This window comes from Actinophytocola sp. NPDC049390, assembly GCF_044466355.1.
In the GTDB taxonomy this organism is placed as follows: domain Bacteria; phylum Actinomycetota; class Actinomycetes; order Mycobacteriales; family Pseudonocardiaceae; genus Actinophytocola.
In genome coordinates, this window is sequence record NZ_JBITMQ010000002.1 from 922,802 (window position 1) to 949,486 (window position 26,685).

28 protein-coding genes are annotated in these 26,685 nt (G+C 69.0%); 16 read left to right on the forward strand and 12 right to left on the reverse strand.

Translation table 11 applies throughout. The features are described 5' to 3' along the window. Nucleotides 1-753 precede the first annotated feature (753 nt). A complete protein-coding gene (locus ACIBVP_RS10600) occupies nt 754-1,215 on the forward strand; it encodes a hypothetical protein (RefSeq protein WP_396105786.1) in 462 nt (153 codons plus the stop codon). On the opposite strand, the gene ACIBVP_RS10605 is transcribed toward ACIBVP_RS10600, so the two are convergent. Next, nucleotides 1,207-3,648 (reverse strand): LuxR C-terminal-related transcriptional regulator, encoded by a 2,442-nt coding sequence (locus ACIBVP_RS10605; RefSeq protein WP_396105788.1) that lies wholly within the window; start codon nt 3,646-3,648, stop codon nt 1,207-1,209. The genes ACIBVP_RS10600 and ACIBVP_RS10605 overlap by 9 nt on opposite strands. Nucleotides 3,649-3,912: 264 nt before the next feature. On the opposite strand from ACIBVP_RS10605, the gene ACIBVP_RS10610 reads away from it, so the two are divergent. Further along, nucleotides 3,913-4,734 (forward strand): IniB N-terminal domain-containing protein, encoded by an 822-nt coding sequence (locus tag ACIBVP_RS10610; RefSeq protein ID WP_396105789.1) that lies wholly within the window; start codon nt 3,913-3,915, stop codon nt 4,732-4,734. A gap of 63 nt (nt 4,735-4,797) precedes the next feature. Here ACIBVP_RS10610 and ACIBVP_RS10615 read toward each other — a convergent pair whose 3' ends face one another. Beyond that, on the reverse strand, nt 4,798-5,268 hold the full coding sequence (locus ACIBVP_RS10615) for a peroxiredoxin (RefSeq protein ID WP_396105790.1): 471 nt from the start codon (nt 5,266-5,268) through the stop codon (nt 4,798-4,800). 180 nt (nt 5,269-5,448) lie between these two features. Here ACIBVP_RS10615 and ACIBVP_RS10620 point away from each other — a divergent pair, with 180 nt between their 5' ends. The 3 genes from ACIBVP_RS10620 to ACIBVP_RS10630 all read left to right on the forward strand — a co-directional run bounded on the left by ACIBVP_RS10620 (nt 5,449) and on the right by ACIBVP_RS10630 (nt 6,904). Beyond that, a complete protein-coding gene (locus tag ACIBVP_RS10620) occupies nt 5,449-5,736 on the forward strand; it encodes a hypothetical protein (RefSeq protein ID WP_396105791.1) in 288 nt (95 codons plus the stop codon). Beyond that, the gene (locus ACIBVP_RS10625) at nt 5,733-6,026 is read left to right on the forward strand and encodes a zf-HC2 domain-containing protein (protein ID WP_396105792.1); all 294 of its coding nucleotides are present in this window, start codon (nt 5,733-5,735) and stop codon (nt 6,024-6,026) included. Before ACIBVP_RS10620 ends, ACIBVP_RS10625 begins: the two co-directional genes overlap by 4 nt. Nucleotides 6,027-6,223: 197 nt before the next feature. Continuing rightward, complete coding sequence (locus tag ACIBVP_RS10630) at nt 6,224-6,904, forward strand: fasciclin domain-containing protein (protein ID WP_396105793.1); 681 nt, start codon at nt 6,224-6,226, stop codon at nt 6,902-6,904. Nucleotides 6,905-7,509: 605 nt separating this feature from the next. On the opposite strand, the gene ACIBVP_RS10635 is transcribed toward ACIBVP_RS10630, so the two are convergent. From ACIBVP_RS10635 to ACIBVP_RS10645, 3 genes are read right to left on the reverse strand one after another with little or no spacing between them, the layout of a single operon-like run. Further along, entirely contained in the window at nt 7,510-7,866 is a 357-nt protein-coding gene (locus ACIBVP_RS10635; protein WP_396105794.1) for a hypothetical protein, read from the reverse strand. After that, nucleotides 7,826-8,056: a hypothetical protein gene (locus ACIBVP_RS10640; RefSeq protein WP_396105795.1), complete on the reverse strand. Its 231-nt coding sequence runs from the start codon at nt 8,054-8,056 to the stop codon at nt 7,826-7,828. The genes ACIBVP_RS10635 and ACIBVP_RS10640 overlap by 41 nt, the downstream gene beginning before the upstream one ends. Nucleotides 8,057-8,111: 55 nt before the next feature. After that, entirely contained in the window at nt 8,112-9,053 is a 942-nt protein-coding gene (locus ACIBVP_RS10645) for a hypothetical protein (protein ID WP_396105796.1), read from the reverse strand. Nucleotides 9,054-9,372: 319 nt separating this feature from the next. Between ACIBVP_RS10645 and ACIBVP_RS10650 the strand changes: the two genes are divergently transcribed. Further along, on the forward strand, nt 9,373-9,840 hold the full coding sequence (locus ACIBVP_RS10650) for a DUF4383 domain-containing protein (RefSeq protein WP_396105866.1): 468 nt from the start codon (nt 9,373-9,375) through the stop codon (nt 9,838-9,840). A 341-nt stretch (nt 9,841-10,181) separates the two neighbouring features. Here the strand turns inward: ACIBVP_RS10650 and ACIBVP_RS10655 are convergent, their stop codons facing one another. Continuing rightward, a complete protein-coding gene (locus ACIBVP_RS10655; RefSeq protein WP_396105797.1) occupies nt 10,182-11,759 on the reverse strand; it encodes an FAD-binding oxidoreductase in 1,578 nt (525 codons plus the stop codon). Nucleotides 11,760-12,108: 349 nt separating this feature from the next. On the opposite strand from ACIBVP_RS10655, the gene ACIBVP_RS10660 reads away from it, so the two are divergent. From ACIBVP_RS10660 to ACIBVP_RS10680, 5 genes are all read left to right on the forward strand, one after another. After that, complete coding sequence (locus ACIBVP_RS10660; RefSeq protein WP_396105798.1) at nt 12,109-13,197, forward strand: ANTAR domain-containing protein; 1,089 nt, start codon at nt 12,109-12,111, stop codon at nt 13,195-13,197. A gap of 303 nt (nt 13,198-13,500) precedes the next feature. Further along, nucleotides 13,501-13,713, forward strand: coding sequence for a hypothetical protein (locus tag ACIBVP_RS10665; RefSeq protein WP_396105799.1), 213 nt, complete (start codon nt 13,501-13,503; stop codon nt 13,711-13,713). Between the two features lie 377 nt (nt 13,714-14,090). Beyond that, nucleotides 14,091-14,555 (forward strand): STAS domain-containing protein, encoded by a 465-nt coding sequence (locus tag ACIBVP_RS10670; protein ID WP_396105867.1) that lies wholly within the window; start codon nt 14,091-14,093, stop codon nt 14,553-14,555. Between the two features lie 67 nt (nt 14,556-14,622). Further along, nucleotides 14,623-15,528, forward strand: coding sequence for a MerR family transcriptional regulator (locus ACIBVP_RS10675; RefSeq protein ID WP_396105800.1), 906 nt, complete (start codon nt 14,623-14,625; stop codon nt 15,526-15,528). Nucleotides 15,529-15,723: 195 nt separating this feature from the next. Then, a complete protein-coding gene (locus tag ACIBVP_RS10680; RefSeq protein WP_396105801.1) occupies nt 15,724-16,239 on the forward strand; it encodes a DUF2231 domain-containing protein in 516 nt (171 codons plus the stop codon). Between the two features lie 7 nt (nt 16,240-16,246). Here the strand turns inward: ACIBVP_RS10680 and ACIBVP_RS10685 are convergent, their stop codons facing one another. The 4 genes from ACIBVP_RS10685 to ACIBVP_RS10700 are packed head-to-tail and all read right to left on the reverse strand — an operon-like array spanning nt 16,247 to nt 20,004. Further along, a complete protein-coding gene (locus ACIBVP_RS10685; RefSeq protein ID WP_396105802.1) occupies nt 16,247-17,407 on the reverse strand; it encodes an NAD(P)/FAD-dependent oxidoreductase in 1,161 nt (386 codons plus the stop codon). Then, nucleotides 17,407-18,438 carry an NAD(P)/FAD-dependent oxidoreductase gene (locus tag ACIBVP_RS10690; protein ID WP_396105803.1) on the reverse strand — a complete coding sequence of 344 codons (1,032 nt, stop codon included), beginning with the start codon at nt 18,436-18,438 and terminating at the stop codon, nt 17,407-17,409. The genes ACIBVP_RS10685 and ACIBVP_RS10690 overlap by 1 nt, the downstream gene beginning before the upstream one ends. After that, the gene (locus tag ACIBVP_RS10695; RefSeq protein WP_396105804.1) at nt 18,431-18,952 is read right to left on the reverse strand and encodes an isoprenylcysteine carboxyl methyltransferase family protein; all 522 of its coding nucleotides are present in this window, start codon (nt 18,950-18,952) and stop codon (nt 18,431-18,433) included. The genes ACIBVP_RS10690 and ACIBVP_RS10695 overlap by 8 nt, the downstream gene beginning before the upstream one ends. Next, nucleotides 18,946-20,004 (reverse strand): type III polyketide synthase, encoded by a 1,059-nt coding sequence (locus tag ACIBVP_RS10700; RefSeq protein ID WP_396105805.1) that lies wholly within the window; start codon nt 20,002-20,004, stop codon nt 18,946-18,948. The genes ACIBVP_RS10695 and ACIBVP_RS10700 overlap by 7 nt, the downstream gene beginning before the upstream one ends. A gap of 36 nt (nt 20,005-20,040) precedes the next feature. On the opposite strand from ACIBVP_RS10700, the gene ACIBVP_RS10705 reads away from it, so the two are divergent. After that, on the forward strand, nt 20,041-20,916 hold the full coding sequence (locus ACIBVP_RS10705; RefSeq protein ID WP_396105806.1) for a UbiA family prenyltransferase: 876 nt from the start codon (nt 20,041-20,043) through the stop codon (nt 20,914-20,916). A 350-nt stretch (nt 20,917-21,266) separates the two neighbouring features. Here ACIBVP_RS10705 and ACIBVP_RS10710 read toward each other — a convergent pair whose 3' ends face one another. Next, entirely contained in the window at nt 21,267-21,911 is a 645-nt protein-coding gene (locus ACIBVP_RS10710) for a carbonic anhydrase (RefSeq protein ID WP_396105807.1), read from the reverse strand. Nucleotides 21,912-22,144: 233 nt separating this feature from the next. On the opposite strand from ACIBVP_RS10710, the gene ACIBVP_RS10715 reads away from it, so the two are divergent. The 4 genes from ACIBVP_RS10715 (at nt 22,145) to ACIBVP_RS10730 (ending at nt 25,668) form a co-directional block, all read left to right on the forward strand. Continuing rightward, the gene (locus ACIBVP_RS10715) at nt 22,145-22,525 is read left to right on the forward strand and encodes an STAS domain-containing protein (protein ID WP_396105808.1); all 381 of its coding nucleotides are present in this window, start codon (nt 22,145-22,147) and stop codon (nt 22,523-22,525) included. 243 nt (nt 22,526-22,768) lie between these two features. Beyond that, on the forward strand, nt 22,769-23,005 hold the full coding sequence (locus tag ACIBVP_RS10720) for a hypothetical protein (protein ID WP_396105809.1): 237 nt from the start codon (nt 22,769-22,771) through the stop codon (nt 23,003-23,005). A gap of 240 nt (nt 23,006-23,245) precedes the next feature. After that, complete coding sequence (locus ACIBVP_RS10725) at nt 23,246-23,830, forward strand: hypothetical protein (RefSeq protein WP_396105810.1); 585 nt, start codon at nt 23,246-23,248, stop codon at nt 23,828-23,830. Continuing rightward, complete coding sequence (locus ACIBVP_RS10730; RefSeq protein WP_396105811.1) at nt 23,818-25,668, forward strand: glycoside hydrolase family 15 protein; 1,851 nt, start codon at nt 23,818-23,820, stop codon at nt 25,666-25,668. The genes ACIBVP_RS10725 and ACIBVP_RS10730 overlap by 13 nt, the downstream gene beginning before the upstream one ends. A 182-nt stretch (nt 25,669-25,850) precedes the next feature. Here the strand turns inward: ACIBVP_RS10730 and ACIBVP_RS10735 are convergent, their stop codons facing one another. After that, nucleotides 25,851-26,357 (reverse strand): Rho termination factor N-terminal domain-containing protein, encoded by a 507-nt coding sequence (locus ACIBVP_RS10735; protein ID WP_396105812.1) that lies wholly within the window; start codon nt 26,355-26,357, stop codon nt 25,851-25,853. Nucleotides 26,358-26,685: the final 328 nt, after the last annotated feature.

Here is a 26,685-nt window from a genome sequence, read left to right on the forward strand (position 1 = left end):
GAGATCGCTCAGCAGGTCGAGATCGAGCCCGTGGTGGTGTCGGTGCAAGGCACCGCAGGCCACCGGAGATTGCGGCCGCGACCTCGTCACTGACCGTCAGGGCGCGGTGGTAGGTGTACGTCTCGTGATCCGGCACCGGAAACCGGTCGACGGCCAGACCGCTGGCGGGGCTGGTGTCGCCGGTGGTGGTCAGCGAGGTACCGACGTGCCCGTATGCCGGGTGCCCTTCGGTCGTGCTGATGATGCTGTCGCCGTCGGTGTCGGCACGCCGGGTCGGGCAGCGGCCTTCCGCGCTCACGTGGATGTGCTGGGCGTGCGGCGCTCCGGCGAGGACACCCCGGATCCGAAATGCCACCTCGGCCTCGTTCCCACGCAGGACAAGCGCCCCGTCGCCGTGGGCACCGCTGCCGTTCAACTGCCGCAGGTGGACGGTCTGGACGACCTGGTCGCCGTCGTGCGCGGGTGTGGCCGCACCGGCTGTGCCGGCTGTGACAACCGCGGCCGCGAGGGTCCTGTGGCCGCCACCCGGTGTGGTCGAACAGCTGGCAGCGATCATCGAGGTGCTCGGGGCTGCGGATCACCGAATCGGATCGTTGTCACCGTGAACCGGCGGGCGCCTCACCGCAGCCACCGCCGATCGCGGGTGACACCGCTCCGAGTGGTTCACATGGCGGTTCCCGGGTAGTCCCGAGCGGCGAGATTGGCTTTACCAGGGCAAGCTCTGATCACTGTCGCCGTACGGAGGAGATGCTCGTGACCCCGTCCAGCCCGACTCCGGGTATTCCTCGGGGATACGGCGAACACGCCGCCGACGCCGAGCACGGATTCGATCTCCTCTACCGGGTGTGCCGACTCACCGGACACGGAAGCCGCGCCTCGGGCCGCATCGCTCGCGGCCTCCTGCGGGACGTCGTCATACCCGACCGGGAGCCTGCCCGTCGGGTACGCAACGCATACGCGCAAGCGGTCTCCTCCGAACTGTCTCAGCACACCGACTCCGCACGCCTCGGCGAAGCACTGCGTGCCGCGATCCTCTGGGATGAGCTGACCCTGCTGCCACCGCGCCAGCAGCGGGCGGTGCGCGCGGCGATCGTCGACAGGAAGACGTCGGCCGAGATCGCGGAGAACAACGGGTGGAGCATCGGTCAAACGCAACGACTGCTCCGCCAGGGCCTGCTGACGATCTCCCGCTCGCAGTCCTCCGACTCATGCTGAGCTAGTGGGACTCACCTCGCCGTCCGGGTCATGGCCGAACGCGTCACGGAGCCTGCGGAGCAGGTCGCGCCTGTCGGTGGCACCGAGTTTGGTACGAACCTTCGCCACGTGGTGTTCCACCGTCTTGCCGGAGATGTACAGCCGCGCACCGATCTGCTTGTAAGTCAGGCCCGCCACCACCAGCCGCGCGACCTCGACCTCTCGACCGCTCAGCAGCGCCGTGGCGTTCGTGACCGCGGGTCCGGCCGCGTCTGCACCGCCGCGGACCCGGCGGGCGGTCTCGAGCAAGGTTACGGTCGCCGCTCGATCGAGGGTGCGGGTCGCCGCGTGAGCGGCGAGGTGGGCGGCGTCCCCGTGCAGGCCGAACGCGTGCAGGTCGTCCGCGACCGCGGCCACCTCGGCGGGTTCGATGGAGCCCCCGAGGACCGCGGTCCAGGTGCGGGCGGCGTGCGCCAGGACGTCGGTGTAGCGGCTCGTGTTCGCGTGCAGGCCGAGTTCGGACGCAGCGGTGCCGGCCGCTACCCGGTCGTCGTTCAGGACCGCGGCGTGCAGCTGCGCCCAGCGCAGGTTCGTTGTCCACAATGGAGGGTAATGCAGTGCGGCGAGCAGTTGCTCGACCTGGTCCAGGTGGGTGCGCAGTCGCGGTGACTCGCCCAGCCGTGCGGCGGCGACGAGCAGCTCGGTGAGCGGCAGCAGGGTGAACAGGTCCAGGCGTGTGGCCATCATGGTCTGGTATGCGTCGCGCCACGCGGCGGCCAGTGCGGTCGGATTGTTCTGCCTGCGCGCGATGCCGACCTCCAGCGCGGTGAGGAACAGCTCGTCGCGGGTTTCACGCCATCGGCTCCCGCGAGCCGAGTCGGCCGCGTCGCGGGCGGCCGACGTGTTGCCATGAGCCAAGGCGACCATGCCGAGGAGCACGCGGTGCCGGGTCACGTGCGCATCCTCGGCGGACACGGTCAAAGCACGATCGAGCACGGCGTGCGCGAGGGCCAGTTCCCCGCTGTGCACCCCGGTGATGGCCGCGAGGGCCGCGGGACTGTCCGGCAGCAGCCGTCGTTCGGTCACTGCGAGGGCGGCGACGCCCAGCAACGCGGGTAACGCGCGCGCGGGCTGGGCGGAGATCGACTGTTCGATCGCGCTCGCGGTACGCGCCGCGGCGTCGGCCATCGCCGTGGGCGGCACACCCACGGCCCGGTCCGCGTTGGCCTTGCTCACCTCGCGGGCACGGTCGACGAGGCCGGCACCGATGAACCCGATCACCGCGTGGTGTCGGCTCGCGCTGTCCGACCACAGGCCCAGCTCAGCACTGCGCACCAGGTCGGCGCGGTGGGCGGCAACGGCGGCGCCGATACCGGCCGCGGCGGACCGAATCTGCTCGTCGGCGCTGGCCAGCATCGGCTCGGCCAGTCGCATGGCCGTGTCGAAGTCACCGGAGAGCGCTGCCGTCTCGGCCCATTGCGGGCCGAGTTCGACGAACGGTGCCCCTGCCTCCGCCGCCGCCGCGTACAACGCCGCGGCCCGGTCCGGCTGGTCTCGGCCGAACTCGCGGGCACCCGCGAGATAGGTGGCCGCGGCGGTCGAGCCGGTCGCCCCGCACGCGAGCAACGCCTCCGCGACATGTCGCATCGAGTGCCCTGCACGGTGCCGCGCCTCCGCGATCACATGCAACGTCGCCGAGCGGTACGCGGAAAGCCGTTCCGAGCGGAGCGCTCGGGCAACCACAGGCAGCGGAGTGCCGTCATGTCCGGTCAAGGCAGCGGCCTGAGCCGATCGGATCTGGTCGGCCACGCCGACCCTGCTGGTGCCTAGGACGTGACCGAGCACGTCGACGGCGCCGGGGCCACAGACATCCGTCACGGTCAGGAGCCACACCATCGGCGGGTCGAGCGCGACCATGAAGTCCGCCAGCCGCGTCGCCGCATGCTGCTCCGCCGCCGCCTGCCCCTCGTGCACCGCCTCCCCCAGCCACGCGACATAGCGCGGTACGCCACCGGTGTAGGCATGGACGCGCCTGGCCACCGCGTCGGGCACAGGAATGCCCAGGCGCGCGGTCAGGATGGCCGTGACCTGGTCGACAGCGAGGGGCGAGAGTGTGAAGGACAGTCCCGGTGTCGCGTCGAGCAGCGCCCGGAGCTTCGCCGTGGCCGCATCCGGGCGGTAGGCGAGCACGAGGCTGCCGGAAGGGCTGAGCGCGTGGTCTCGAGCACGGTCGAGCTGATCGGGTCCCAGCCGGTGCGCGTCGTCGACGACCAGGACCGAGCCAGGATCGGTCTCCTCGGGCGTGTACACGACGTGCACACCGGTCGCCCGCAACTGCGCGGCGACCTCGGCGAGCACCGCGGACTTGCCGTGCCCAGCCGGCGCGCACACGCTCAACCGGCTCACGCCAGGCCGGGCCAAGGCGTCGATCAGCTCGCCGAACCGTCTGGACATCCTGTGCACGCACCTCCACCGCCGTGCCGACCCGAACCCCGCGACAAGGGATTCGGAATGGGCCGCACTCCGGTTCGCTCCTCGCAGGACAATGAGGAGTTCCGCCGCGTCCCCTATACCCCTACGGCCGCCAAACCCACTCCCTACGCGCTGACGGTGCGGGAACCGGGGAGACCACCCGATGTGCGTCGGCCACGTCCGGCCCTACCGTCGGCTCCGGCGCCGAGCAAGGCGTACCCGTCCCCCACACAGGAGAACCGATCCATGGAACCCGCCCAGACGCTGCACGACTTCGCCCTCAACCTGTTGACCGACACGGACGCGATGTCGGCGTTCGACAGCGACCCCGCCGGAGCGCTCAAAGCCGCGGGACTGGGTGACATCACCGCCGGTGACGTGCAGGAGATCCTGCCCCTGGTCCAGGACTACGCCGCCGACCTCGACGCCACCAACGGTCTCTCCGGCATCACGTCGCTCGACGCCGCCAGACTGACCGACACCGACACCAACCTCGGTGGCCTGGCAGCGAACACGACCGCCATGGCCGAGCACCTCACCGGGGACCTCGGTGTCGGCGGCCTCGGCATCGACGACCTCGGCCTCAAGCAGCTCGGCGTCGACGACCTCGGCGGCAACGACCTGGACTCGTCGGTGCTGAACGAGGTCACCGCCGGGCACAACGCCGTTCAGGGTGTCACCGGCGCCGTGTCCGGCGTGGTCGGCGGCGACCTCGGGGAAGCCAGTCTCGGCGACGTCAATGACCTTGGTGCCGTCGACGACGTGAGCGGGGCCGTGACCTCAGGCAACCTGCACGTGACCGACGCGCTCGACCTGGACTCCACGATCGACGACACCATCGGCGACGTCACCGGGAACCTGTCCAGCAACCCGGTCACCACCGCGCCGTCCGACGTCGCGAGCGACTCCGGGAATCTGACCGGCAACCTCTCCCAGATCCACGACGTGGTCGGCGACGTGGGCCTCAACGGCGACGTGACCGGCGTCGGCGCGGTCACTGACGTCGTCGGCGACCTCGGCGACGTCAACATCGGCGGCATCGCCAACGGCAACGACGTGGACTTCTGAGCCACGTCGGCCCCGCGACGGCTTGCCCGCACACTCGGCAGCGGAGCGGGCAAGCCGTCGTTCTCATCCCCTTGGGAAGTCCGCCGCGTGCACACGGAGCGCGGCGAGCGCCCTGTCGGCGTGGACGGCCATCCGCAGTTCGCTCTTGACGACGTCGATGATCCGCCGGTCGGTGCCGATCACGTAGGTGCGGCGGCGGGTGAGCAACGGGCCGAACCTGCGCCGGGCACCGAACCGGGCCGCCACCTCGCCGACAGGGTCCGACAGGAGCGGGTAGTCGAAGTCGTTCAGAGCGGCGAAACCGGCCTGCTTCGACACGGGATCGGGACTGATGCCGACACGCTGGGCGCCGAACGCGGCGAACTCCGCGGCCACGTCCCGGAAATGACAGCTCTCCGCGGTGCAGCCGCCGGTCATGGCCGCGGGATAGAAGAACAGCACCACCGGCCCGCCCACGAGCAGCCCCGACAGTGTCCTCAGTTCTCCCGTCTCGTCCAGCAACTCGAAGTCTTCGGCCACGTCACCCTTGTTCACGTCACAGCTCCCACCGTCGACAGTGCTACCGCCGATTCGCATCGACCCCGCCAGCGGATTGGCCCCTGTTCGACCCAATCCGCCATCAGCCGTTCACCGAACACCCTCGCGGACGATCCGAGGAACGAACAGGGATGTGTTGGCGTGCACCGGAACGCGAAAATCACCGCCGCAGCTGCCTTGTCGGTTCTCGCGTACCTGCACCTCCACCTCGCTCCGGCCTACGACCTCGTGAGCACCGGCGCCATCCATGGCGTCCTGTTGCGCGGTATCGCGGCGCTGGGGACCCTCTGCGCGGTGGCCGTCCTGCAGTTCGACCACCTGGCCGCCCACCTCGCCGGTCTCACCGCCTCGGGAGTCCTGACGACGGTGGCGGCCACCCACGGCTGGCTCGCACTACCCCGTTACGGACCGGTCATCCTCGCTGCCGCCGCCGTCGCGATCGCGGCACCGGATACCTCGCGGTGACCCGAGGCGCGGCGGTTCGCGACCACTGCAATCTCCGGGTCTCCCTCGGCGCGTACGTACTCGACGGGGTCGACGCGCGGGAACGCGAGGTACTGGACGCACACCTTCGGGACTGTTCGCCATGCCGGATGGAAGTGGCCACACTGACACCCGTGGCCAGGCTGCTCGGCCGCGCCGACCCCGCCCTCGTCGAGGCGCTGCTTCCACACCCCGACGATCCCACGTGGACGGTTCCGGAACCACGGCACGAAGGGCAACCCGCGGCACGCGACGTACCGAGGTCCAGATGACGTCGCGGCAGTGAAGGAGCCATCCGATGGAGTTCATCCCCCGCCGCCTGCCCCACGGCGGGTAACGAGAATATAACGACAACGGCCGAGGCCAATCCGTGCTGCACGCACTGACGAACCCCTCGAGGCAGGGGCCACTCACGTGGCGACACGGCGTCCACAATGGACTCCGTCAAGAATATTGAATGGGAGTGTTCATGTTGCGTAGTGTTCGTCGGACGGTTCGCCACAGCGTGCTGGTCGCCGGCGTGGCGGCGGTGGCACTGCTGGGTTCCGCGTGCGGCAGTTCCGATGACGGCGCGTCGGACAACGCGGGCGGTAACACCAGCACCGAGCAGACCACCACCACAGAGTCCTCTGAGGACAGTGGCACGTCGGACGCCATGAGCGGACTGGTCGGTCCCGGCTGCGCCGGTTACGCCGAGCAGGTTCCGGACGGCCCAGGCTCCGTGGAGGGCATGACCGCCGACCCGGTCGCGGTCGCCGCGAGCAACAATCCGCTGCTCAAGACCCTGGTGCAGGCGGTTTCCGGCAAGCTCAACCCGGACGTGAACCTGGTCGACACGCTCAACGGCGGCAAGTTCACCGTGTTCGCGCCGGTCGACGACGCGTTCGCCGAAATCGACGCCGCCACCATCGAAAAGCTCAAGACCGACTCCGATCTGCTGACCAAGATCCTCACGTACCACGTCGTCCCAGGCCAGCTCGCGCCGGACGCAGTCGTCGGCGAGCACGAGACCGTGCAGAAGGGCACGGTCAACGTGACCGGATCAGGTGACGAGCTGAAGGTCAACGACGCCAACGTCATCTGCGGTGGCGTCAAGACCGCCAATGCGACCGTGTACTTGATCGACTCGGTGCTCATGCCGACCATGTAACTCGTCATTGTGCGCCACACCGAGAACCGCCGGGCGCCTCGCCCAACAGGGGCACCGGCGGTTCTCCTGTCACGAGCCACGCCAAGGGCAGCACGGAAGCATCCGGGGCAGTACGCATCCGGAGCGACCCGTCGTACTCGACATGGCCGGGATCTCGTTCATCGCATCAGCAGGTATCGCCCTATTGGTCGGAACAGCACCGACGCGGTAGGAGGGGACCAACTCTCCTCCACACCTCGGCGGCGGCTCGTCGTTGTCGTGTCCGCGCCAGCGATGGAGATGGTGTTCGCCTGGCACGAACGGCCGGTGCCGGCCGCAGGTTGACGCCGTCGACGGTGCCGCCGCGGCGAGGCGCACCTCCACCACTTCCGCCAGCAAACAAGGCCCGTTCGTGCACGATCTATGCTCGACGAATCAACGTCGGCTGGCCGCGTAGAGGGTTGGTCCGACGCGTCGATGCGAGCTCCTGGCGGTGAGTTGGCGCCGGGGTCCCCCTGGGGGTGCCGCGGCGTCAGCAACGCCCGAGCAGCCGGCACACACCTTCGCCGGCCGCGAGTGTGGGGCACCGGTTGCCCGGTGCCCCACACGGTTGCTACCTGTGACTGTCAGTCGGTGCCCGAGTGGGCCATGCCGGACTCGGCCCAGTTCGACCCGTCCGCGTCGGCGTGTGCGTCGCCACCGTCGCCACCGTTGCCGGAGTGGCCTCCGTGCGTGTTGCTGGCGTTGGTCGCGTCGCCTGTGTCACCGGTGTTCCCGGTGTCACCCGAGTCGCCGGAACCGACCACGGTGCTGGAGTGGTCACCGGTCTGGTCACCGTCGTGGTGGCCACCCCAGTTGTTCTTCCAGTCGTCGGAACCGTTGTTGGCACCGGTGTAGGCGGCGTTGCCGCCGGTGGAACCGGAGTCACCCGAGTCGCCGGTGTCACCGGTCGGCGGAGGTGTCGCCGTCCGCGTTCGCGTCACCGGAGCTGCTGCTCGAGTCAGAACCACCGTTGTGGTTCCCGCCGAGCAGGTCCGAACCAACCGAGTTCACCACATTGCCCAAGTCCAGTGGACCTGAGTTCGTGTCCGCGCTCGCCACCGCGCTGCCCAGCAGGACGAACCCGCCGGACATCATCGCGATGGTGAGGCCGCGTCGCACGTACTTGTGCATCTGCTTCCCTTTCTTCCCTTACAGAACGATGTTTCGCGTGTCCTGCAAGGCAAGGTCAGCTCGGGTGATCTCGATCGTCATAGCCGGACCAGGTACATCCCGTGATCGTTCCGGGCGGGCTACGACCGCTGCGGTTCTCCGCGCCGCCGGCACCAGCCGAGGCCGGCGCCAGGGTGTCCGCACCATGCGGGCGCGCGGAGCCGCTCGCCGATCCGTTGCCGCCGACGGCGGCATTGACCGGCGTAGCCGGTGCACCCGGAGGCTTACCCGGAACACCGGAGTCAGCCCGGGGTCCATCATGGATGGACCGCTGCGTGGTCACTTCCGTCGCCGGAGATGACACACCGCTCGCATCCTGTTCGAACCTCGCGATCGACTCCACCGGCCTGCCGAGGACGTTCTCCGTCGACATCACGGCCACCGGTCGCGGCGTCGGCTCCGCCCGTTGCACCGGAACCACGACGTCGTCCTGATTACCGGCTTCCTGGCCGCCGATCGCGGACACGCTGTCGTCGAGCCCAGTCGCCTCGGTCACCGGGTTGACCACCGGCGTCGCCGCGTCAAGCACGGGCTCGGTCACCGGCCGCACAACCTCCAGCACCGGCGACACCGCCGTCACAACAGGCTGAGCCACAGGCTCGAGCACCGACGTGACCGGTTCGACCGTCTCCGTGACCGATCGCACCACCGGCGCCAACGTTTCCGCGCCCGCGCCGACCACTCCGTGGACCGGTTCCAGCACTGGCTCGGCCGCCTTCACCAGCCCTGACAACAGGCCGGCGCCGGTGCGGGACTGCCCTTCTGAGGATTCCTCCCCGGGCCGCTCCCCGCCGCCGTGCCGTTGCTCCTCTGCGCTGGCCTGGCCGGCCATGAACATCGTTATCAACCCCAGCCCGAACAACAGGCCAGCGGTCACACCGACCCTGCGCAGCAGCAACAGCACACGATAGTTGCCGACCACGACATTGTTGATCACACAATCTGTGTAGACCTTCATGCGTCACCCCCTTCCCGTGAAGGATCCACTCAGCACTCGGGCTTCGAACTGGTACCCGGCTTGGATTGGTTCACTCGAAATTCGGCAAAGAATTTCTGATAGCCGCACCCCACCGCTCCGAGCACACGCGTTCGAATTGAGAGATGTTGCGGTTGGCGAAGCCGAGTACGAGAATGAGAAACGCGCGAAGCGGTCGTACAGACTCTTACCTGTTCATCCCGGAGTAGAGGATGTTTCGCATTCGGGTGGGCCGTCACCAGTGTCCGCGACCGCTTCGGGTCGATACATGACCGACTCCAGCACGGAGAGGGGAATGATCATGGCCCAACCCACGTCACCGACCGGCGTCACGGCAGGTCGGCGAAGTCCCATCCAGATGATCGCATTGCTGGTCAGCGCGGTGTTCCTGCTGGTGGGCATCCTCGGGTTCATACCGGGCGCCACCACCGACTACGACGGGATGACCTTCGCGGGCCATGAGTCGACGGCGATGCTGCTGGGGTTGTTCAACGTATCCATCCTCCACAACCTCGTGCACCTGGCGTTCGGAGTGGCGGGCATCGCGCTCGCCCGCACGGCGGGCGGCGCGCGCACCTTTCTGATCGGTGGCGGCATCGTCTACTTGATACTGTGGATCTACGGCCTGGTTGTCGACCAGGACAGCGCCGCGAACTTCGTTCCGATCAACACGGCCGACAACTGGCTGCATCTGGGACTCGGCGTCGGCATGATCGCGCTCGGGTTGACGGCGACTTCTCTTGGCCACCGGAGCCGCACAGCGACTTGATCCGGCGACACATTGTTCAGACCATAGACGCGCACGGAGGGCCACCTGCCTCCGTGCGCGTCTTGAACAATTACACCGATTAGCGATTTGGAAATGTCCCGCGATGTAATGTTGACTGCAACAAGGGCTCCTGTTGAAATCAAGGTCGGCGAGATACGCGATTGCCACCCCGGCAACCGTACTCGAAGTGCTTGCCCGACTCAGTTGACCGACTGACGCCTTGTCGTTCACCATCCTCCGCGAGTCATGTAACTGCCCATCCGATGACCATTCGTAGCAAGAGGGCATGTGGCTCGCCTTGGCGAGCAGTCGAGACCATTTCGTTACCTGACGGCTCGCGGTCAGTCGATGAGAACGCCGGGATTGAGCACGTCGTGCGGGTCCAGCGCGGTCTTGGCCGCGCGCAACGCGGCCGCGAACGGTTCGGGACGCTGCCGGTCGTAGCCTGGGCGATGGTCACGACCGACCGCGTGATGGTGCGTGACTGTCGCGCGCAAGCGGGTCAGGCATGCCATCGCCGCTGACTTGATGTCATCCCACATGGCGAGCTCGTTCCCCCGCCGTCCGGCGGCGACCACCGTGAAGTAGGGGGCCGGGCCGTCCGGGTAGACGTGAGTGAAGCGGCAGTTCACCGCACCCCGCGCGCCGGTGATCTCCTCGACGGCCGCACCGACCTCCGCACGCACCGTCGCGTACACCTCGAATGCCCGGTCCCACGTGCACGCCGTCTCGAACGTCTCCACGATCGCGCTCATCCTGGCCAGCCCGTCACGCATGTACGGCATCCGCAGGAAGGCCGACCTCCAGCTCTCCACCGCGCTGTCACCCCGCTCGCCACGAGGCCGCGCCGCGCCGCCGTGGTCGTGGGCCAGGGTGACGAGTTCAGCGAGCCGCGCCTCGACAGGGTGGTGTGCGGACTCGGCCCCGAGGACGAGCACAGCCTCTCCATGGCGACCGGCACCGGACAGCGCCGCCTCACCGGGATCGAGCAGGCGGCAGTTAGCGGGGTGGAGGCCGGACTGCGCGACAGCCCGGACAGCCTCGACCGCGTTCTCCATCGTGGCGAACGAGACAGACGCGGACGCTTTGTACACAGGCCGGTCCTGAAGCCGCAGCCACGCCTCGGTGATCACACCGAGCGCACCCTCCGAACCGAGGAACAGACGGTCCGGGGACGGACCTGCTCCCGAAGAGGGCACCCGCCATGACTCGCTGATCCCGACCGGCGTGACCACCCGCATCGATTCCACGAGGTCGTCGATGTGGGTGAGGAGTGTGGCGTAGTGGCCGCCCGCCCGGGTGGCAAGCCAGCCGCCAAGTGTCGAGAACTCGAAACTCTGCGGGAAGTGCCGCAACGTGAAACCGTACGGGCGCAGCTGATTCTCGATCACCGGCCCGAACGCACCCGCCTGGATCCGGGCTGCCCGGCTGACCGAGTCGACCTCCAGGACCCGGTGCATGGCCGTGAGGTCGAGGGAGACGGCGCCGCGGTGGTCCGTGCTCCGGCACTCGACCCCGCCGACCACGGACGAGCCGCCGCCATACGGGACGACCGCGACACGGTGCTCGCCCGCCCAGTCGAGGATGTCCACGATCTCGTCCTCGCTGCGCGGAAACGCGACCAGATCCGGCGCCGGGGCGAGGTCGCCGCGCAGGGCACGAACGACATCTCGATAGGCCTTGCCGTACGTGTGCCCGGCCCGATCCGGCAGAGCGACGGAGAAACGATGAGCAAGGGCGTTCGGTGGCGTGATCCGCGACGGCGGCAGCACAAGGTCTTCGAGCTGAGGTACGGGAAGCGGAGCGCTCGGCAACCCAGGCAGGAGCGCGCCGATCGCGACGCAGTCGGCATCGGACAACACCTCGCCGGTCTTCCCCCAGCCCCACCACGAACGTTCGGGGGAATGCGCGCCCGCCACGCTGACGACGATACCGCGCGTGGAGCACGTCGCCGCTACTCCTGCTTCCATCTCACGTCGTGGACGAACCGGGCGCGGCTCGGTTCGGGAGACTGACGACCGGGACATCGTCTCGGGGGAGACCACGGCGTCCGGTTCGTGAGGCACGTGGGCGGGTGCGTCAGGGGCAGCATCTGGGCACTGTGGAGAGTACGGTGGTGGGCGCGGGCATTTGCCCAGGGGCGACGTCATGCGGTTCGGCGGGGGAGCCACGCCGATGCGGCGTGGTGGTGCGTCGACGGTCGTGCTTCGTGCATCGACCATCTGACCGTGTCGAGGGGGCGTGGGGGGCAGTGAGGATGGCGATGTCATGGCGGCCAAGCTGACAGTCGCGTCGCGTTCCACAAGCCAGGCCCTGGTGGTGCGGTTGGCAGGTGTGCTGGGTGGTGTCGGGGCTGACCATGCCGCGTTGCGGGAGGTGGTGGCGGCGTTGCCGCCGCCACCTTCGGTCGTGTTCGACGTCCGCGAGGTGCGGTTGCTCAGACCAGCTGGTCTCCACGAGTTCCTGGCAGTTGTCGAGGCGCTGGAACGGCGTGGCGTGCCTTCCAAGGTCGTCGTCGGTCCGCTCAGCGCTGCTGGTCGGTCACTGCGGGCTGGGGAGTTGCCTTCCGGGCTGGAGATGTTCGATGACCTCGCGGGTGCGCTCCAGGTCGTGGGGGAAGCGTCGCCGATCGACCCGGCGGAGGATGCGTTCGCGGAACAGTTGGCGTCACTGACGCGAGTCCTGGTCGGCGCGTCGACTGTCGGCGTGGCGTTGCACCGGATCGTGGACGCCGCCAGGACGATTGTCCCTGGGGCGGACTTGGTGAGTGTCACGCTGCGTGACCGAGGTGGCGCGTTCTTCACCCCGGTGGAGACTGATGCGTTGGCTGGTGCGCTGGATGAGGTTCAGTACCGCACTGGGCAGGGCCCGTGTCTGGATGCCGCCCGACCCGAGGGCCCGGGGTTCGCGGCCAGCGACGATCTGACTGTCGAGGACCGTTGGCCGCGGTTCGCGCAGGAGGCTTCGATCCACGGACTGGCTGCGGTGCTGTCCACCGATCTGCACATCCCGCTGAACACGGCGCTGGGCGGGGCGCTGAACATCTATTCGGAGCGGACCGCCGGGCTGGATCACCAGGACCGGCACACCGCGCTGCTGCTGGCGTCGCACGCGTCGCTGGCGCTGGCGTACGCCTCGGCGGTGGAGCTGTCCGAGGTGCGCGAACGACATTTGCGGCGCGCGATCGACACACGTGATGTGATCGGGCAGGCCAAGGGCATCCTCATGGGGCGGCGGGGTATGACCGCCGATGAGGCGTTCGAGGTGCTGCGCCGCACCTCTCAGGACCTCAACGTCAAGCTGGTCGGCCTGGCCCGCACGCTCACCGAACACCCCGACGGGCTCGACACGGCCTGACCGCGCGCAGACGCGTCAAACGGTCCGCAGGTACGACGATGACAGCGACATGGTCGAACAGCGATGATGTCATAACTGGGTGCCGACTCCCGGGCCCTGCCGCTGGGAGCAGCGCGGGGGACCTGGCCACCGACGTCACCGAACACGACAGAGACGGTCGGGTTCGGGCCGAGCCACGGAACGGACGGCGAGCGCTGAGCGGAATTCCCAGATAGCCCGGCGATCAGTGGGTATCCCAGATGCATGTGGACACAGTTGCGCGACTGGGTGAGGTCTCTGTTGGGCAGGTCGTCGAGTGCAGCGATGCCCGAGCGTGAGGGAGACGTCCCAGAAGATCACGATGTTGCTCTCACCCGCGCGGTCGGGGGTGAACCAGAGCGCGACGATCACGACAACGCGTCCACGACCGGTCCCGGCGAGAACGAGGAGTTCGTCGGCCGCGTGGCAGGCAACGACGATGTCGGCACGGTCGGGGAAACCGGCGCCGAGGCACGTGCCCGAGACAACGACACCTGACATCGCACTTCACCCGAGCTGTGCCCTTGGCGTCGCCACCGGCCGCCGCTCAGTCCGGTCGTGATGCCTCGTCTCGACCAGTCGACGCACAAACGACGCAGCCAGCTACGAGGTGTAGTAGGGTGGTGCCGACGGTTGAGCCGACAGCCGCCCAATACCTTCCGGCTCGAGATGGCTCCCGCGATCACCTCGTGCACACGGCGTCCAACCCGTACGCCACGCGAATCAATACCGGGGTTCTCGATGATGCCGTCCCGCCCCACTGTTTGCTCAGGAAGGTTCCTGTGCTCACCTCCGAAACGTTTCTCGCCTGCACGCAGGCGCACCGTCGAGCCGCTCTGCGGCCTGGCGCCAGCGCCGCCAACCAACCACAACCGGTGAACATCCCGATCACCTCACACACCACCCGACGCGATGCTCGTCTCCGGTTTCGCGTAACCCGTCCCACTACCACCACTACGGTGATCGAGGTCGTCGGCGAGATCGATCTCGCGACGGCCCCGGACCTTCGGACGTTCCTCGATACCTGTCTCCCCGACCCGGACCGAGACGTGATCCTCGGCGTGTCCGCCGTTACCTTCCTCAGTGCCACCGGAATTTCCGTCCTGGTACACGCCAACCGGGTGATACGCGACGCAGGACGGCGCCTGCGGCTGATCACACGATCGCGAAACGTCAACCGCGTACTGCAGATCACCGGCGTCGACCGGCAGTTGGCCTGCCATCAAACACCTGACCCAACCGCGAAGTCCCGGTCGGACAGTCCCCGACCGACATCACTCGCCCAGCGCAGCGCCCTGCAGCCTGTTGATCAACGACCGACCGACGTAGAAGAGACCTGACACGACGTCGTCGAGTACGGGCAGAACCCGCCTGAGGGTGGTGCCGGGTGGGTGCGATGATGAACGGATGGCCCATCGCGGCGACAGCGCTGCTCAACGCTTCGCGAGGGAACTGTCCAGCGGTTCTTCCGCCTCGCGGACCTACACCGGGGGCCAGGTGGCCCGCGCGCTCGACATCGCCGAGACCACCCTTCGGTCGTGGCACCGTCGCTACGAGATCGGGCCGCAAGCCACCCGCCCCGGCGGCTACCGCCGTTACACCGCCGAGGACATCTCCCGCCTGGAGCGCATGCGCGACCTGATCCGGTCGGGCATGCTGGCCTCCGACGCCGCCCGGACAACCACCGGGCCGTTGGCCGGCCCCGGTCTCGACGTCGCGCGGGACCGGTTGACCGCGGCGAGCCGAGCCTTGGACAGCCGATCCTGCCGTAACGTTCTCGTGGAGGCCATCCAAGCGCATGGCGTGGTCGCGGCCTGGGAGAACGTCTGTCGCCCTGCCCTGGCCGATGTCGAGGACGAGCAGCGGAAAGCCTCGGAGCCGGTGACATGCGTTCCGCGCGAGCACGTGCTGTCGTGGTCGATCAGCGCGGCACTGCACAACACCCTGCACGGGGTACCCCAAGCCCGCCGGCCTGCTGTCCTGCTGACTTGTGTGCAGGACGAGCAGCACACCTTGCCGCTCGAGGCGCTCGGCGCCGCGCTCGCGGAGCGCGACGTGCCCGTGCGCATGCTGGGAGCCGCGATGCCCACCCGCGGCCTCGTCGCGGCGGTCCGCGCATCGTCACCGGAGGCGGTCGTGGTGTGGGCGCAACGGCCGAGCACCGCGAGCGGCGTCGTGGCCAGCCTTCGCCGCCTCTCGCCACGCATCGTCACGGCCGGGCCAGGCTGGTCCGCGCGGCGCCGCGCAAGTCCCGAGCACCTGTCCAGCCTTCCCGCCGCCGTCACGCTGCTTTCTGGCGAGCCGACGCGCTGAGGCCGCGGATGGGACGCCGGTTCCGAGGCCAACCGGTGGCCGCGCTCGATGCCCAACTCGGACGGGTTCAGGTGGAACGGCCGCAGATTCGTGGGCCATTCCCAGGGCTTGCCCCTTCACACCCTGTTGACGCATGGTCGCCCAGGGCCGGGGTAGTCAGCGGGTTCGGGCGATTGTCTGTGAAGGGATGAACCGATGCGAAGCCGTGTCCGTGCCGGCGGTCATGCCGTGCACCCCATACTCATCGTGTTTCCCCTCGGCCTGCTGACCACAGCGGTCGGGTTCGACGTGCTGTGGCTCATCACCGACCGCGCCAGCTTCGCGTTCACCGCAGCACACGTCATCGCCGCGGGCGTGCTGCTCGGCGTGGTCACGTCGGCGACCGGGTGGCTCGACTGGCTGCTCGCGGTCCCTGTCGGCACGAGGGCACGCAGGGTTGGGCTCGCGCACGGATTCGTTAACACCGCCGTGCTGGTGCTGTTCGGGATCAGCTGGTTGCTGCGGGCGGGCGCGCCGGGCTGGGACGCGTCCCCGCTCGCTCTCGTCCTGGCGTGGGCCGGATTGGCCGTCGCTGGGTTCGGCGGCTGGCTGGGCGGTGAACTGGTCGAACGCATGGGCATCAGCGTTGAGGAGGGCGCCCATCCGGATGCGCCGAGTTCACTGGGCAAACGGCCAGTCACCGCGACCGCCACGGTGCCTGCGGAGCGGTGAGAGGTGGTCAGAGCACTCGCCCGGCACGCCGTGCCGTCGCTGTGACCATCGCTGTAACCATGGCCGTGACCAGCGGCAGGTCGAGCGTGCCCGCGCCGAGCCCGATCTCGACGATGCGGTCGAAGGCGCGCTGGTCGTCGCGGGCGGCGGCGGTGGCGACGTCTACCAGCCACGGTCGGCCGGTGAGCCGGGCAAGCAGGTCGGTGTGCCGGAGGTGCCTGCCGAGGTGGCGGCGTAGGGCTTCGCGGTAGGCGCGGGCGGGATCGGGTGTCGTGGCGGCGGCGCCCGCGAGGGCGCCGGACAGGACGGCGTAGTAGATGCCTTCGCCGGTGAGCGGGTTGATGAGCGACGCCGCGTCACCGGCCAGCAGCACCCGGCCGTGCGCGACAGCCGGGCGACCGGGGGACAGCGGCAGGCGGTGCCCGCGCAGCCGCACCGGGGCGAGGCCGGGAAGCAGGGCGTGCAGCCGTTCCGTCAGTTCCGCCCTGCTCGGGGGCGTGGCCGTCAGGAGTTCTCCGTAGCCGACGTTCGCGGTGTCGTCCCCGACCGGGAAGACCCAGGCGTAGGCGGGCCAGTGCGCTCCCGCCATGACGAGCCGTTGCTCGTCGGCAGGCCACGGTGCCGCGCTCGTGTACCCACGCAGTGCGATCGCGACGGTGCCCTGCCGTGCGTTCCCGGCGCCGCAGTGGCGCCGCACGACCGACTCGGCGCCGTCCGCGCCGATGACCGTCCTGGCGCGCAGGACATCGTCGACGAGGACCGTAGCGTCTTGCTGGACGAGCGTGCGGACCCGCCGCCGCTGGAACACCGCGCCCGCGTCCCTGGCGGCCTGAAGGAGCCGGGCGTCGAAGAGCACGCGCGGGATGACGGCGGCGGGCCGCGCGAAGCTCCGCCTGGCCCGTACGCCGCCCGGTGACACGAGCCGCAGCCCGCCCACCGGTCTGGTGCCTGACGCGAGCCCGGCCGCGTCCACCCCCAACGCGGTGAGCACGTCCATGGCGTGCGGTGCAACGCCGTCGCCACAGACCTTGTCGCGGGGGAAGTCGGCGGCGTCCAGCACGAGCACGCGTGCCGACGGGGCGGCACGCAGCGCGGCGAGCGCCGCCGTCGCCCCGGCGGGTCCAGCGCCGACGACCACGAGGTCCCAGTCGGGAATTCCGTCCCGCATCAGTGGGCGAGCTGGTCGACGGCGGCGGCGAACAACCACGGGGCACGGACCGCGGTGGGCACGATCCGCTGTGCGAGCGCGGGACGGCCGCGTGCCCACAGCAGGCCCTCGGTCAGCCAGCGCGACCGTCGTGAGGCCCGCCTCCAGGCGCGGTCGTAGTCGGCGGGCCGGTCCGCGCGCAGACAGCGGACGAGTTCGGCCGCGGTGGTCATGGCGAGCGCCAGCCCTTCGCCGGTGAGGGCGTCGACGTAGCCGGCGGCGTCCCCGGCGAGCAGCACCCGTCCCGCGACCCTGCGGGCGGCCCGTTGCCGCAGTGGGCCCGCACCTCGGACCGGCGAGACCGGTTTCGCGTCCGCGATCCGTGCCGCCAGCTCGGGGAAGGCGGTGAGCTGGTCGTCGAACCCGCCGCGCACCGACGACAGGATCGCGACGCCGATCGTGTCCGGCGCGACCGGTGTCACGTAGGCCTCGGACTGTGCCGCCCACGTCACCTCGACCGCGTCCGAGAACGGGGCGATCGCGTAGTGGCGGCGCAGTCCCCAGCGGGGCGTGGACGTCGTGGCGCCGCCCTCGGCGAGACCGGTGCGGTCACGGACGGTGGAGTGCAGCCCGTCCGCCGCGACCAGGTACCGGGCTCGCAGATCGCCCGCCCGCACGTGGTCGTCGTGCTGCACGACCTCGGTGATCGCGGTCGCCAGCACCGGCACGCCGTGCCGGTCGACCTCGGTGCGCAGTGCGCCGTGCAGTGCGGTGCGCCGCACCCCTCTGCCGGGGCCGGTGCGGAACGCGGCGTGCACGGCCCGCTCACCCTGCCGGTAGGTGATGCCCTCGATCGGGTGCCCAGGTGGGTCGATCCCGAGCGCTGTCAGTGCACGCACGGCGCCGGGCATCAGCCCTTCGCCGCACGCCTTGTCGAGCACCCCGGCGCGCTTCTCGCACACCACCACGTCCATGCCCGCCCGTGCGCACCCCAGCGCGACGGCAAGACCGGCGGGACCGCCGCCGACGACGACCACGTCGTGCTCACGCATGGACCGACCTCAGCGCGTCGTTCTCGGCGCGGATCCGCACCGTCAGCAAGCCGGCGTTGACGACGGTGAACATCGCGGCCGTCAACCACGCGCCATGCACGAGCGGCAACGCGAAACCCTCGACGACGACCGCGACGTAGTTCGGGTGCGGGACCAGCCGGTAGGGGCCGCCGGTGACCAGGGGAAGCCCTGGGACGACCACGATCCGCGTGTTCCACCGCGGACCGAGTGCGCGGATGCACCACCACCGCAGCGCCTGCGCCGCGACCACCAGGGCCAGCATCGGCCAGCCCAGCGCGGCGGTGAAGGGCCGGTCCGCCAGCCACACCTCGAGCAGGCAACCCGCCAGGAGACCGGTGTGCAGCACCACCATGAACGGGTAGTGCCCGAACCCGGTCTCACGTCCACCCCTGGCCAGGCTCCACGCCAGGTTCCGCTTCGCGACGACCAGCTCCGCCAACCGCTCGAGCGCGACCAGCCCGATCAGGACCGTGTACCAGACGTCGGTCACCATCGCAGCAACACCAGTTCCGCGCAGAACCCCGGGCCCATCGCCATCACCACACCCCAGTCCCCGGTGGCGGCCGGCCGGCCGGCGAGCGTGTCAGCGAACACGTGCAGCACCGAGGCCGACGACAGGTTGCCGATCCGGTGCAGGGAACGCCACGTCATCGCCAGGTCGTCCTCGTCGAGCCCCAGCACCGACTGGATCGCCTCGATCACCTTCGGCCCGCCGGGGTGGCAGATCCAGCGCGCCACGTCGCCGATCGCCAACCCGTGCGGGGACAGCAGCCGCTCGACGTCCGCGGCCAGGTGGGTGCGCACGAGATCGGGCACCTCCGCGCCGAGCACCACCTTCAGCCCCGTGCTGCCGATGTCCCACCCCATGGCGCGTTCGGAGTTCTCATACAGGTGGCTCACCGAGTCCACGACGTGCGGGCCCTTCGCCGCGAACAGGTGGTCATCGCCGACCGCGACGACCGCGGCCGCGCCATCGCCAAACAGCCCGGACGCGATCATGTTGGCGGCACTGGAATCCTGGCGCTGCACGGTGAGGGAGCACAACTCCACCGACACCAGCATCGCCACCGACGTCGGCCAGCCGCGCAGGAAGTCATGCAGCCGCGCGATCCCCGCGGCACCAGCAAGACAGCCGAGACCGACGACCGGCACCCGCTTCACGTCCGGCCGCATCCCGATCCGCGACGCGATGCGCGCGTCGAGCGACGGAACCGCGATACCGGTCACCGTCGTCGACACCACGAGATCCACATCGGACGGTGCGAGGCGCGCGTCGTCGAGCGCGGCGAGCGCGGCCTCGCAGCCGAGGTCCACCGCGACGGACAGGAACGCGTCGTTCGCGGCGGTGAAACCATCCAGGTCGTCATAACGCTCGATCGGCAGCGCCAGGTGCCGGGTGGCCACCCGCGCGTTCGTGTGGAACCGGTTCGCGACGGCTCGCGCGGCCGGGTCCGGCAGGCACAACCGGCCGAACAACTCGGTCAGATCCGCCTGGAGATATCGGTGCGGCGGAAGTACACCATGGACCGCCGAAATCGTCGTCACCTCTTTTACGGTACGACTTCCGCCTACACTCGGCAGATGACCGACTTGCCTGCCGCGCCGGAGGAGACGCCGCGTCAGGTGCGGACCAGGCGGCCGGGACCGCTGCGCGGTCTCGTCACCGCGTGCCACCCCGTGCCCGGCCTGGCGGTCACGTTCGTGGCCGTGGTGCTCGCGGTCGGCGCCGGGCTCGGCCCGGGGCAGGTGGTGATCCTCGGCGTCGCGGTGTTCACCGGCCAGCTGTCGATCGGCTGGTCCAACGACTGGATCGACGCCGCACGGGACCGCGCCACCGGGCGCACCGACAAACCGGTGGCGTCGGGAACAGTCCCGGAACGCACGGTCGCCGCGGCCGCGGTCACGGCACTGGCGGCCACGATCGTGTCGTCGTTCACGCTCGGGCCGCTCCCCGCCGCGGCGCTGCTCGTCGGTGTCGCGGCCGCCTGGGCCTACAACCTCCGGTTGAAGGCCACAGTCTGGTCAGGCGCGACCTACCTCATCGCCTTCGCGGGTCTCCCGGTCGCGCCGTACGTCGCGTTGCCGGAGCACCCGTGGCCACCGTGGTGGATGCCAGTGGTCAGCGCACTGCTCGGATTCGCCGCACACTTCGCCAACGTCCTGCCCGACCTCCGCGCGGACACGGAAACCGGGATACGCGGGCTCCCGCACCGGCTCGGTCCCCGGACCGGCGTGATCGTCATGGCCGCGGCGCTGGCCGCCGCTTCGGTCCTGCTCGGCGTCGCTCCCGCCGGCACGTCGACGCTGTTCGCCGTGACCGTGCCGGTAGCCGGGATCGCGCTGGCCGCCACCACCGCCGTCGCCGCGGTACGCGCACCGAACAGCCCTGTGGCGTTCCGGCTGACGATCGTCATCGCCGTCCTGGACGTCACACTGCTGCTGACGATCACGACCTGAGCACTCACCGCCCCGTCGAGCAGTGCCTTGGCCGGCCACACCGCCCGGCCGCCTGCCGGGCCCGCTCGTCGCCTGCGACGACGTGACGCCGACCCGGCCTGGTCGACAACGTGTGCGCGAACCTGCTTCTGCACTACTGGGACCTGGGCTTCGCTGCGACGCGGCGTCAGATCCGCCTGCTGTTGCAAGCGAACATCGCCTACGCGCACCGCAGCTCTTCACCGGCGACCGGGGTCATGGCCGGAGATCCGTGTGCGACGCGCCGAGGAGGTGGAACGCAGGGTGGGCGAGTCGGTCGGCAACGCCTTGGCGAGGAACGCCGCCACGAATGTACGTCGTGACCCGGCCTTTCAGCTGGGGGAGTCGGCTATGACGTCGAGTCCGCGCGCTGCGACGATCTCGGCGCTGCCGTCGGCCAGGCTGTAGCGCAGGCCCACGACCGCGACGTGACCAAACTCGACCTGGTCGGCCAACACACGGGAGCGATCCAAGAGCAGGTCGACCGAGTGCGCGACGTGCTCGGCCAGGATCTCGTCGGGCGTCATGCGACCGGCGGCCCGCGCCGCGAGCACACTGGGCGTCACCCGCTCGACGACATCGCGCACGTAACCGATCGGCACCATCCCGTGCTCCAACACGGAGCACGCGGCCCCGACCGCTCCACACGAGTCGTGGCCGAGGACCACAACCAGGGGACAGCCCAGTACGTCAACCCCGTACTCGATGCTGCCCAGCACCTCCGAACCCACAACGTGGCCCGCCGTCCGGACGACGAACAGGTCACCCAGGCCACGATCAAAGATGATCTCCGCGGCCAATCGGGAGTCCGAGCACCCGAACAACACGGCGAACGGGCGCTGACCGGGTGCGACCTGGGCACGGCGTGCCGCATCCTGGTTCGGGTGCTCCGGGGCGCCGGCGACGAACCGCCGGTTGCCCTCGATCAGCAACTCGAACGCTTCAGCGGGACTCGAAGAGCCGATCTTCGTCACCATCGCAGTTTAGGACAGGCCGGCGTCGGGGAGGCCGATGCTCATTCCACCGGAGACACTTCAGTTCGATCAGTCGCCCGAATCGATCACGCGCGCCGCAGTTGTCTCGAACAACGCCCTGCACGACATGGCGAGAACGCCGCTCGACGGTCGGGCCACGTACGTGGCGACGTAAGCGTCCAGTGCGGTCAACGTCTAGTGTTCGAGATATTCGCTGACCTGAGGGGACACGTGCAGTGCCGGACGCGGCGGAGGACGCGCAGGACAATGGCCTGATCCTGCGGCGCGGCGTGGACGACCGCGCCGTCGTCATCCACGCCGTCGGGGAGGTGGACCACGTCACCGCGTCCCGGCTGTTCGACGAACTGGCCAAGGCCGGACAAGTCGCACCGGAGCGGCCCATCGTGATCGACATGACCGGCATATCGTTCATGGCCTCCTCGGGACTGACCGTACTGGTCGAACACCACCAGCGTGGTCAGCGAGCGGGCCGCGACCTGCGCATCGTCGTGGGCGACTCCGTCGTCGGCCGCACTCTGCGGAGGACCGGGCTGTTCGAGTTCCTTTCGGTCTACGCCGTGTTGGCGGACGCTCTCCCCGACAAGCCATCTCCGTGACCAGCTACCAACAGTGGCCAGTTACCAAACAGTGACCAGTTGCCGTCAAGGCTGGTCGAGCCGGAGACAGGCCCAGCGTAATGCTCTGCTCACCTCGCAGACGATGGTCGTCAGCCACCCAGAGCACACAAGTTCGAGCCGGGCCGGACGACATCGCAACCTTCACACCGACCCGGCAAGACATGTGCACGCAGGAACGTGGGTAGCCGGACGGCGACTGGAAGTGTGAAGGGAGACGAGATCGTGCTGGAAAAGCGGACATCAGAAGAGAAGACGCCGGACGAGAGGTTGTTCCCGGCGAAGGTGACTGCCGCGATCACGAGCCTGATCGTGATGATCGGGTACTTCGTCATCACCCTGACGCGTGGCCCTAATGACATCTACACGGTGCTCGTCGGTGCGATCACTGTCGGCCTGGCGGCAGGAATCGCGGCCGGTCTGGTACGACGGAGCCGACGGCGCAGAGGCCTCCTGCGATGAGCGTCGCCGGCGCTGCGATCGACGGCGAAGGCACGGCTGTCAACTCCACCCTCAACGAGCTCACGAACTCCGCACTGCCTGACCTCTCTCATCACCGCCGCCGTGGGGTTCTGAACCGATACCGTGACGGCCGTCCCTGCCACACGGTGAGTGACGGGCACCGCGAAATTCAACCTTGCGGGTTTCTTACTGTCCCCGATCAAAACCAGTAGGAGCTCGGTGAACGGGTAGCCGTACGTCATGCGTGCGCTGACGGTGTTCCCTGGACGCGTCGGATCGTTGGCTGTGATCGACGTGGCCCAACCGGGCCCCGAGCGGGGCGAGCTGCCGGTCGAGGGAATCGCTGTCGGGGTGCGCGGCACGAACGAGGAAACCGTGCGAGTTGAGGACAGCTGGGCGCCACCCGGCCGGGAGCGGCTTGCACCATGCGGTGCCTGCGCACACGGTGAGTTGGACATGTGCCGCAACGGCCGGTACGCCCAGCGGGGCATCGAAGAGATCGACGGCTACGGCCGCGAACTGTGGTGTGTCGGCCCGGATCACGCGGTCACCATCGATCCGCGACTGACCGAGGCCGGCACGCGGATGGAGCCTGCGACCGTGGTCGTGAAGGCCTGGGAGCAGATCACTGGGCGCGACGTACCACCACGCTTTCGTCGACGACCTCGCGGAACGCCTCGAACCAGAGTTGGTGATCGAAGCGGCCGGTGCGGGGCAGGTCGTGTTCGACGTGATGGCACACACCGCTTCCTACGGCATCGTCTCGAGCTCGACGACGCCGGATGCGACGACAGCCGAACGGAAGGCGAGGAATGCCAAGCCTGATCGAGGACTACGCGCTGCTCGGCGACCTCCAGACCGCGGCCTTGCTCGGCAGAGACGGAAGCATCGACTGGCTGTGCCTGCCGAGGTTCGACTCCCCGGCGTGTTTCGCGGCGCTGCTGGACTCGGAGCGTGCCGGTATGTGGCGGATCGCTCCCGCTTCCGGTGGCGCGGCGACGCGGCGTCGCTACCGTGACGAAACGCTGATCGTGGAGAGCGAGTGGGACACGCCCGACGGCACCGTGCGCGTGGTGGATTTCATGCCACCCCGGGGCGAGGCGGCCGACGTGGTGCGGATCGTCGAGGGCCTCTCCGGCCGCGTGCCCATGCGGATGCTGCTGCGGCTGCGGTTCGACTACGGCCACGTCCGTCCGTGGACGCGCCTCCACGACACCAGCCTGGCCGCCATCGCCGGTCCCGATGCGGTGTGGCTGCACGGTGCGGTACGACTGACCGACGGGGACACCGCGGCGGTAACCGACTTCAGCGTCTCGAGCGGTGACCGGCTCGCCTTCGTCCTCACACACACCCCATCCCACCTCCCCCAGCCCGCGCCGGCCGACGCGGACCAGGCGCTGGCGGACACGGAGGCGTTCTGGTCGAACTGGATCGGCCGCTGTGAGTACCGCGGTCCGTGGGACACCGCGGTACGGCGCGCGTTGATCACCCTCAAGGCGCTGACCTACGCACCGACCGGTGGCATCGTGGCGGCGGCGACCACGTCATTGCCCGAACAACTCGGCGGTCCGAGGAACTGGGACTACCGATTCTGCTGGCTCCGCGACGCCACGTTCACATTGCAGGCATTGCTCGGCACCGGCTTCGTCGAAGAGGCACGTGCCTGGCGGGAATGGCTCGTGCGTGCGGTCGCCGGCGATCCCGCGAAGCTGCAGATCATGTACGGCCTCGACGGCACACGCCGCCTGCCGGAGCAGACCCTCGACTGGCTCAGTGGCTACGAGAACTCGCGGCCGGTACGGATCGGCAACGCCGCGGCCGACCAGCTCCAACTGGATGTCTGGGGAGAGGTCCTCGACGGCCTGCACCTCGCCCGGGAAGCCGGACTGCCGGCGCAGGACGTCGCGTGGGACCTCCAGAGGGCACTGCTCGACTTCCTCGAGGGCAACTGGGACGAGCCCGACAACAGCCTATGGGAGGTGCGAGGTCCACGACGGCACTTCGTCCACTCCAAGGTGATGGCCTGGGCAGGTGTGGACCGCGCAATCGACACCGTTCACCGGCACGGCCTCCCCGGCCCGGTCGACCGCTGGCGTTGGCTGCGCGACCACATCCATCGCGAGGTCTGCGCCAAGGGCTACGACCCCGATCGGAACACCTTCACCCAGTTCTACGGCTCGCAAGGCCTCGACGCCGCGCTGCTGCTGCTCCCCCGGGTCGGTTTCCTGCCCTGGTCGGACTCCCGCGTCCGCGGCACCGTCGACGCGGTCAGCCGGGAGCTGTGCGGCGACGGGTTCGTCCTGCGCTACCGGACCGACCACGACGGCGGAGTCGACGGCCTCCCCGGGACCGAAGGCGCCTTTCTCGCGTGCAGCTTCTGGCTGGTCGACGCTCTGTCCGGGACAGGCAGACCTGAGGAAGCACGTGCCCTGTTCGAGAAACTGCTCGGCCTGCGCAACGATGTCGGCCTCCTCAGCGAGGAGTACGACCCCGCCACCGGCAGGCAGATCGGCAATACACCCCAGGCGTTCAGCATGGTCGGCCTCATCAACAGCGCCCGCCAGTTGAGCGGCAGCCGCACCACAACGTCGGCATCTCGGGACCAACAGGACCTCGACCGCGGACGCGGCCAGATCAGGACCGCGCTGTTCCGCGGCTCGTGACAGTGACAACGTCGCGTGCGTCATGGCTGGCCGTGCGGTCGCCCTTCGTCACGATCACGCGAACTGCTGTCCGAGGTGCGATGACTCCATGGCAACCGAGAGAGCCGGTCGGCCTGGCTCGGCGGCCTCGCAACGCCGCGTACAGGCTCCTGCTTCCAGGACGGCGACCAGCACAGGCAGGTTCAGGCGTCTTCACGACCCGGGTTCTCCACCCTGAAGAAGTTGCTCTGCGAACCGTCCCCGCGCTCCTCCTGGTAGATGAAGTTGAGCTGGCGCTCATCGAAGGTGGCGAACCACTCGTCCCAGTCGACGTGCTGCAGCTTCTCCCCGCCGTACCCTGGAAAGTCGAACCGCAGAACGCCGAGGTGGTCGTCGTGCTCGGTGCCCTCCACTGTGGCGGGTACGGCGTCACGCTGCTCCGCCCATTGCCGGATCACTTCGTGGCTGGTCGTCACGAGACTACGTCCCGGCCGCTCCGGATCGTCGTCCGGTGAAGTGACCTCCTGCGAGTACTTCAGCGACTTCGAGGATTCCGGACCAGTGCGCACACCGCCGCTCTGGTGTCCACTCGCACCGCTCCTGTCCTGGGTCGCAGTGGCGACGGCATGCACGAGGTCCTCCTTGCGCATCTCCGATGCCCCCGATACGTTCAGCTTCCTGGCCTTCGCCCGCAGCTCGTCCGCCTTCATCTCGCGCAGCTCGGTCTCGTCTATGTCCGGTGTGTTCGGAGTCTGGTTTCCTGGTTGTTCAGTCATGTGCCGTGCGTACCCATTGCGTGTGGCCACATTCTTCCTTGTCTCAAAGCCATGCCGCCAGCGCGACCGCATATCAGGTAATCACTCTTTCAGGTTCAATGGCCGTTGCGGGCAGGCCACATCGCCCACGACATCGACAAGCGCCATATGGGACGGTCCCTTTCGGACGGATCGGCAACTCGTCGACGGGCCTCGACCGAGTGATGTCCGCATTGCACTGTTCAGAATGGCCACGCCGCGAGACCTGGTCCTTGTCGACGCG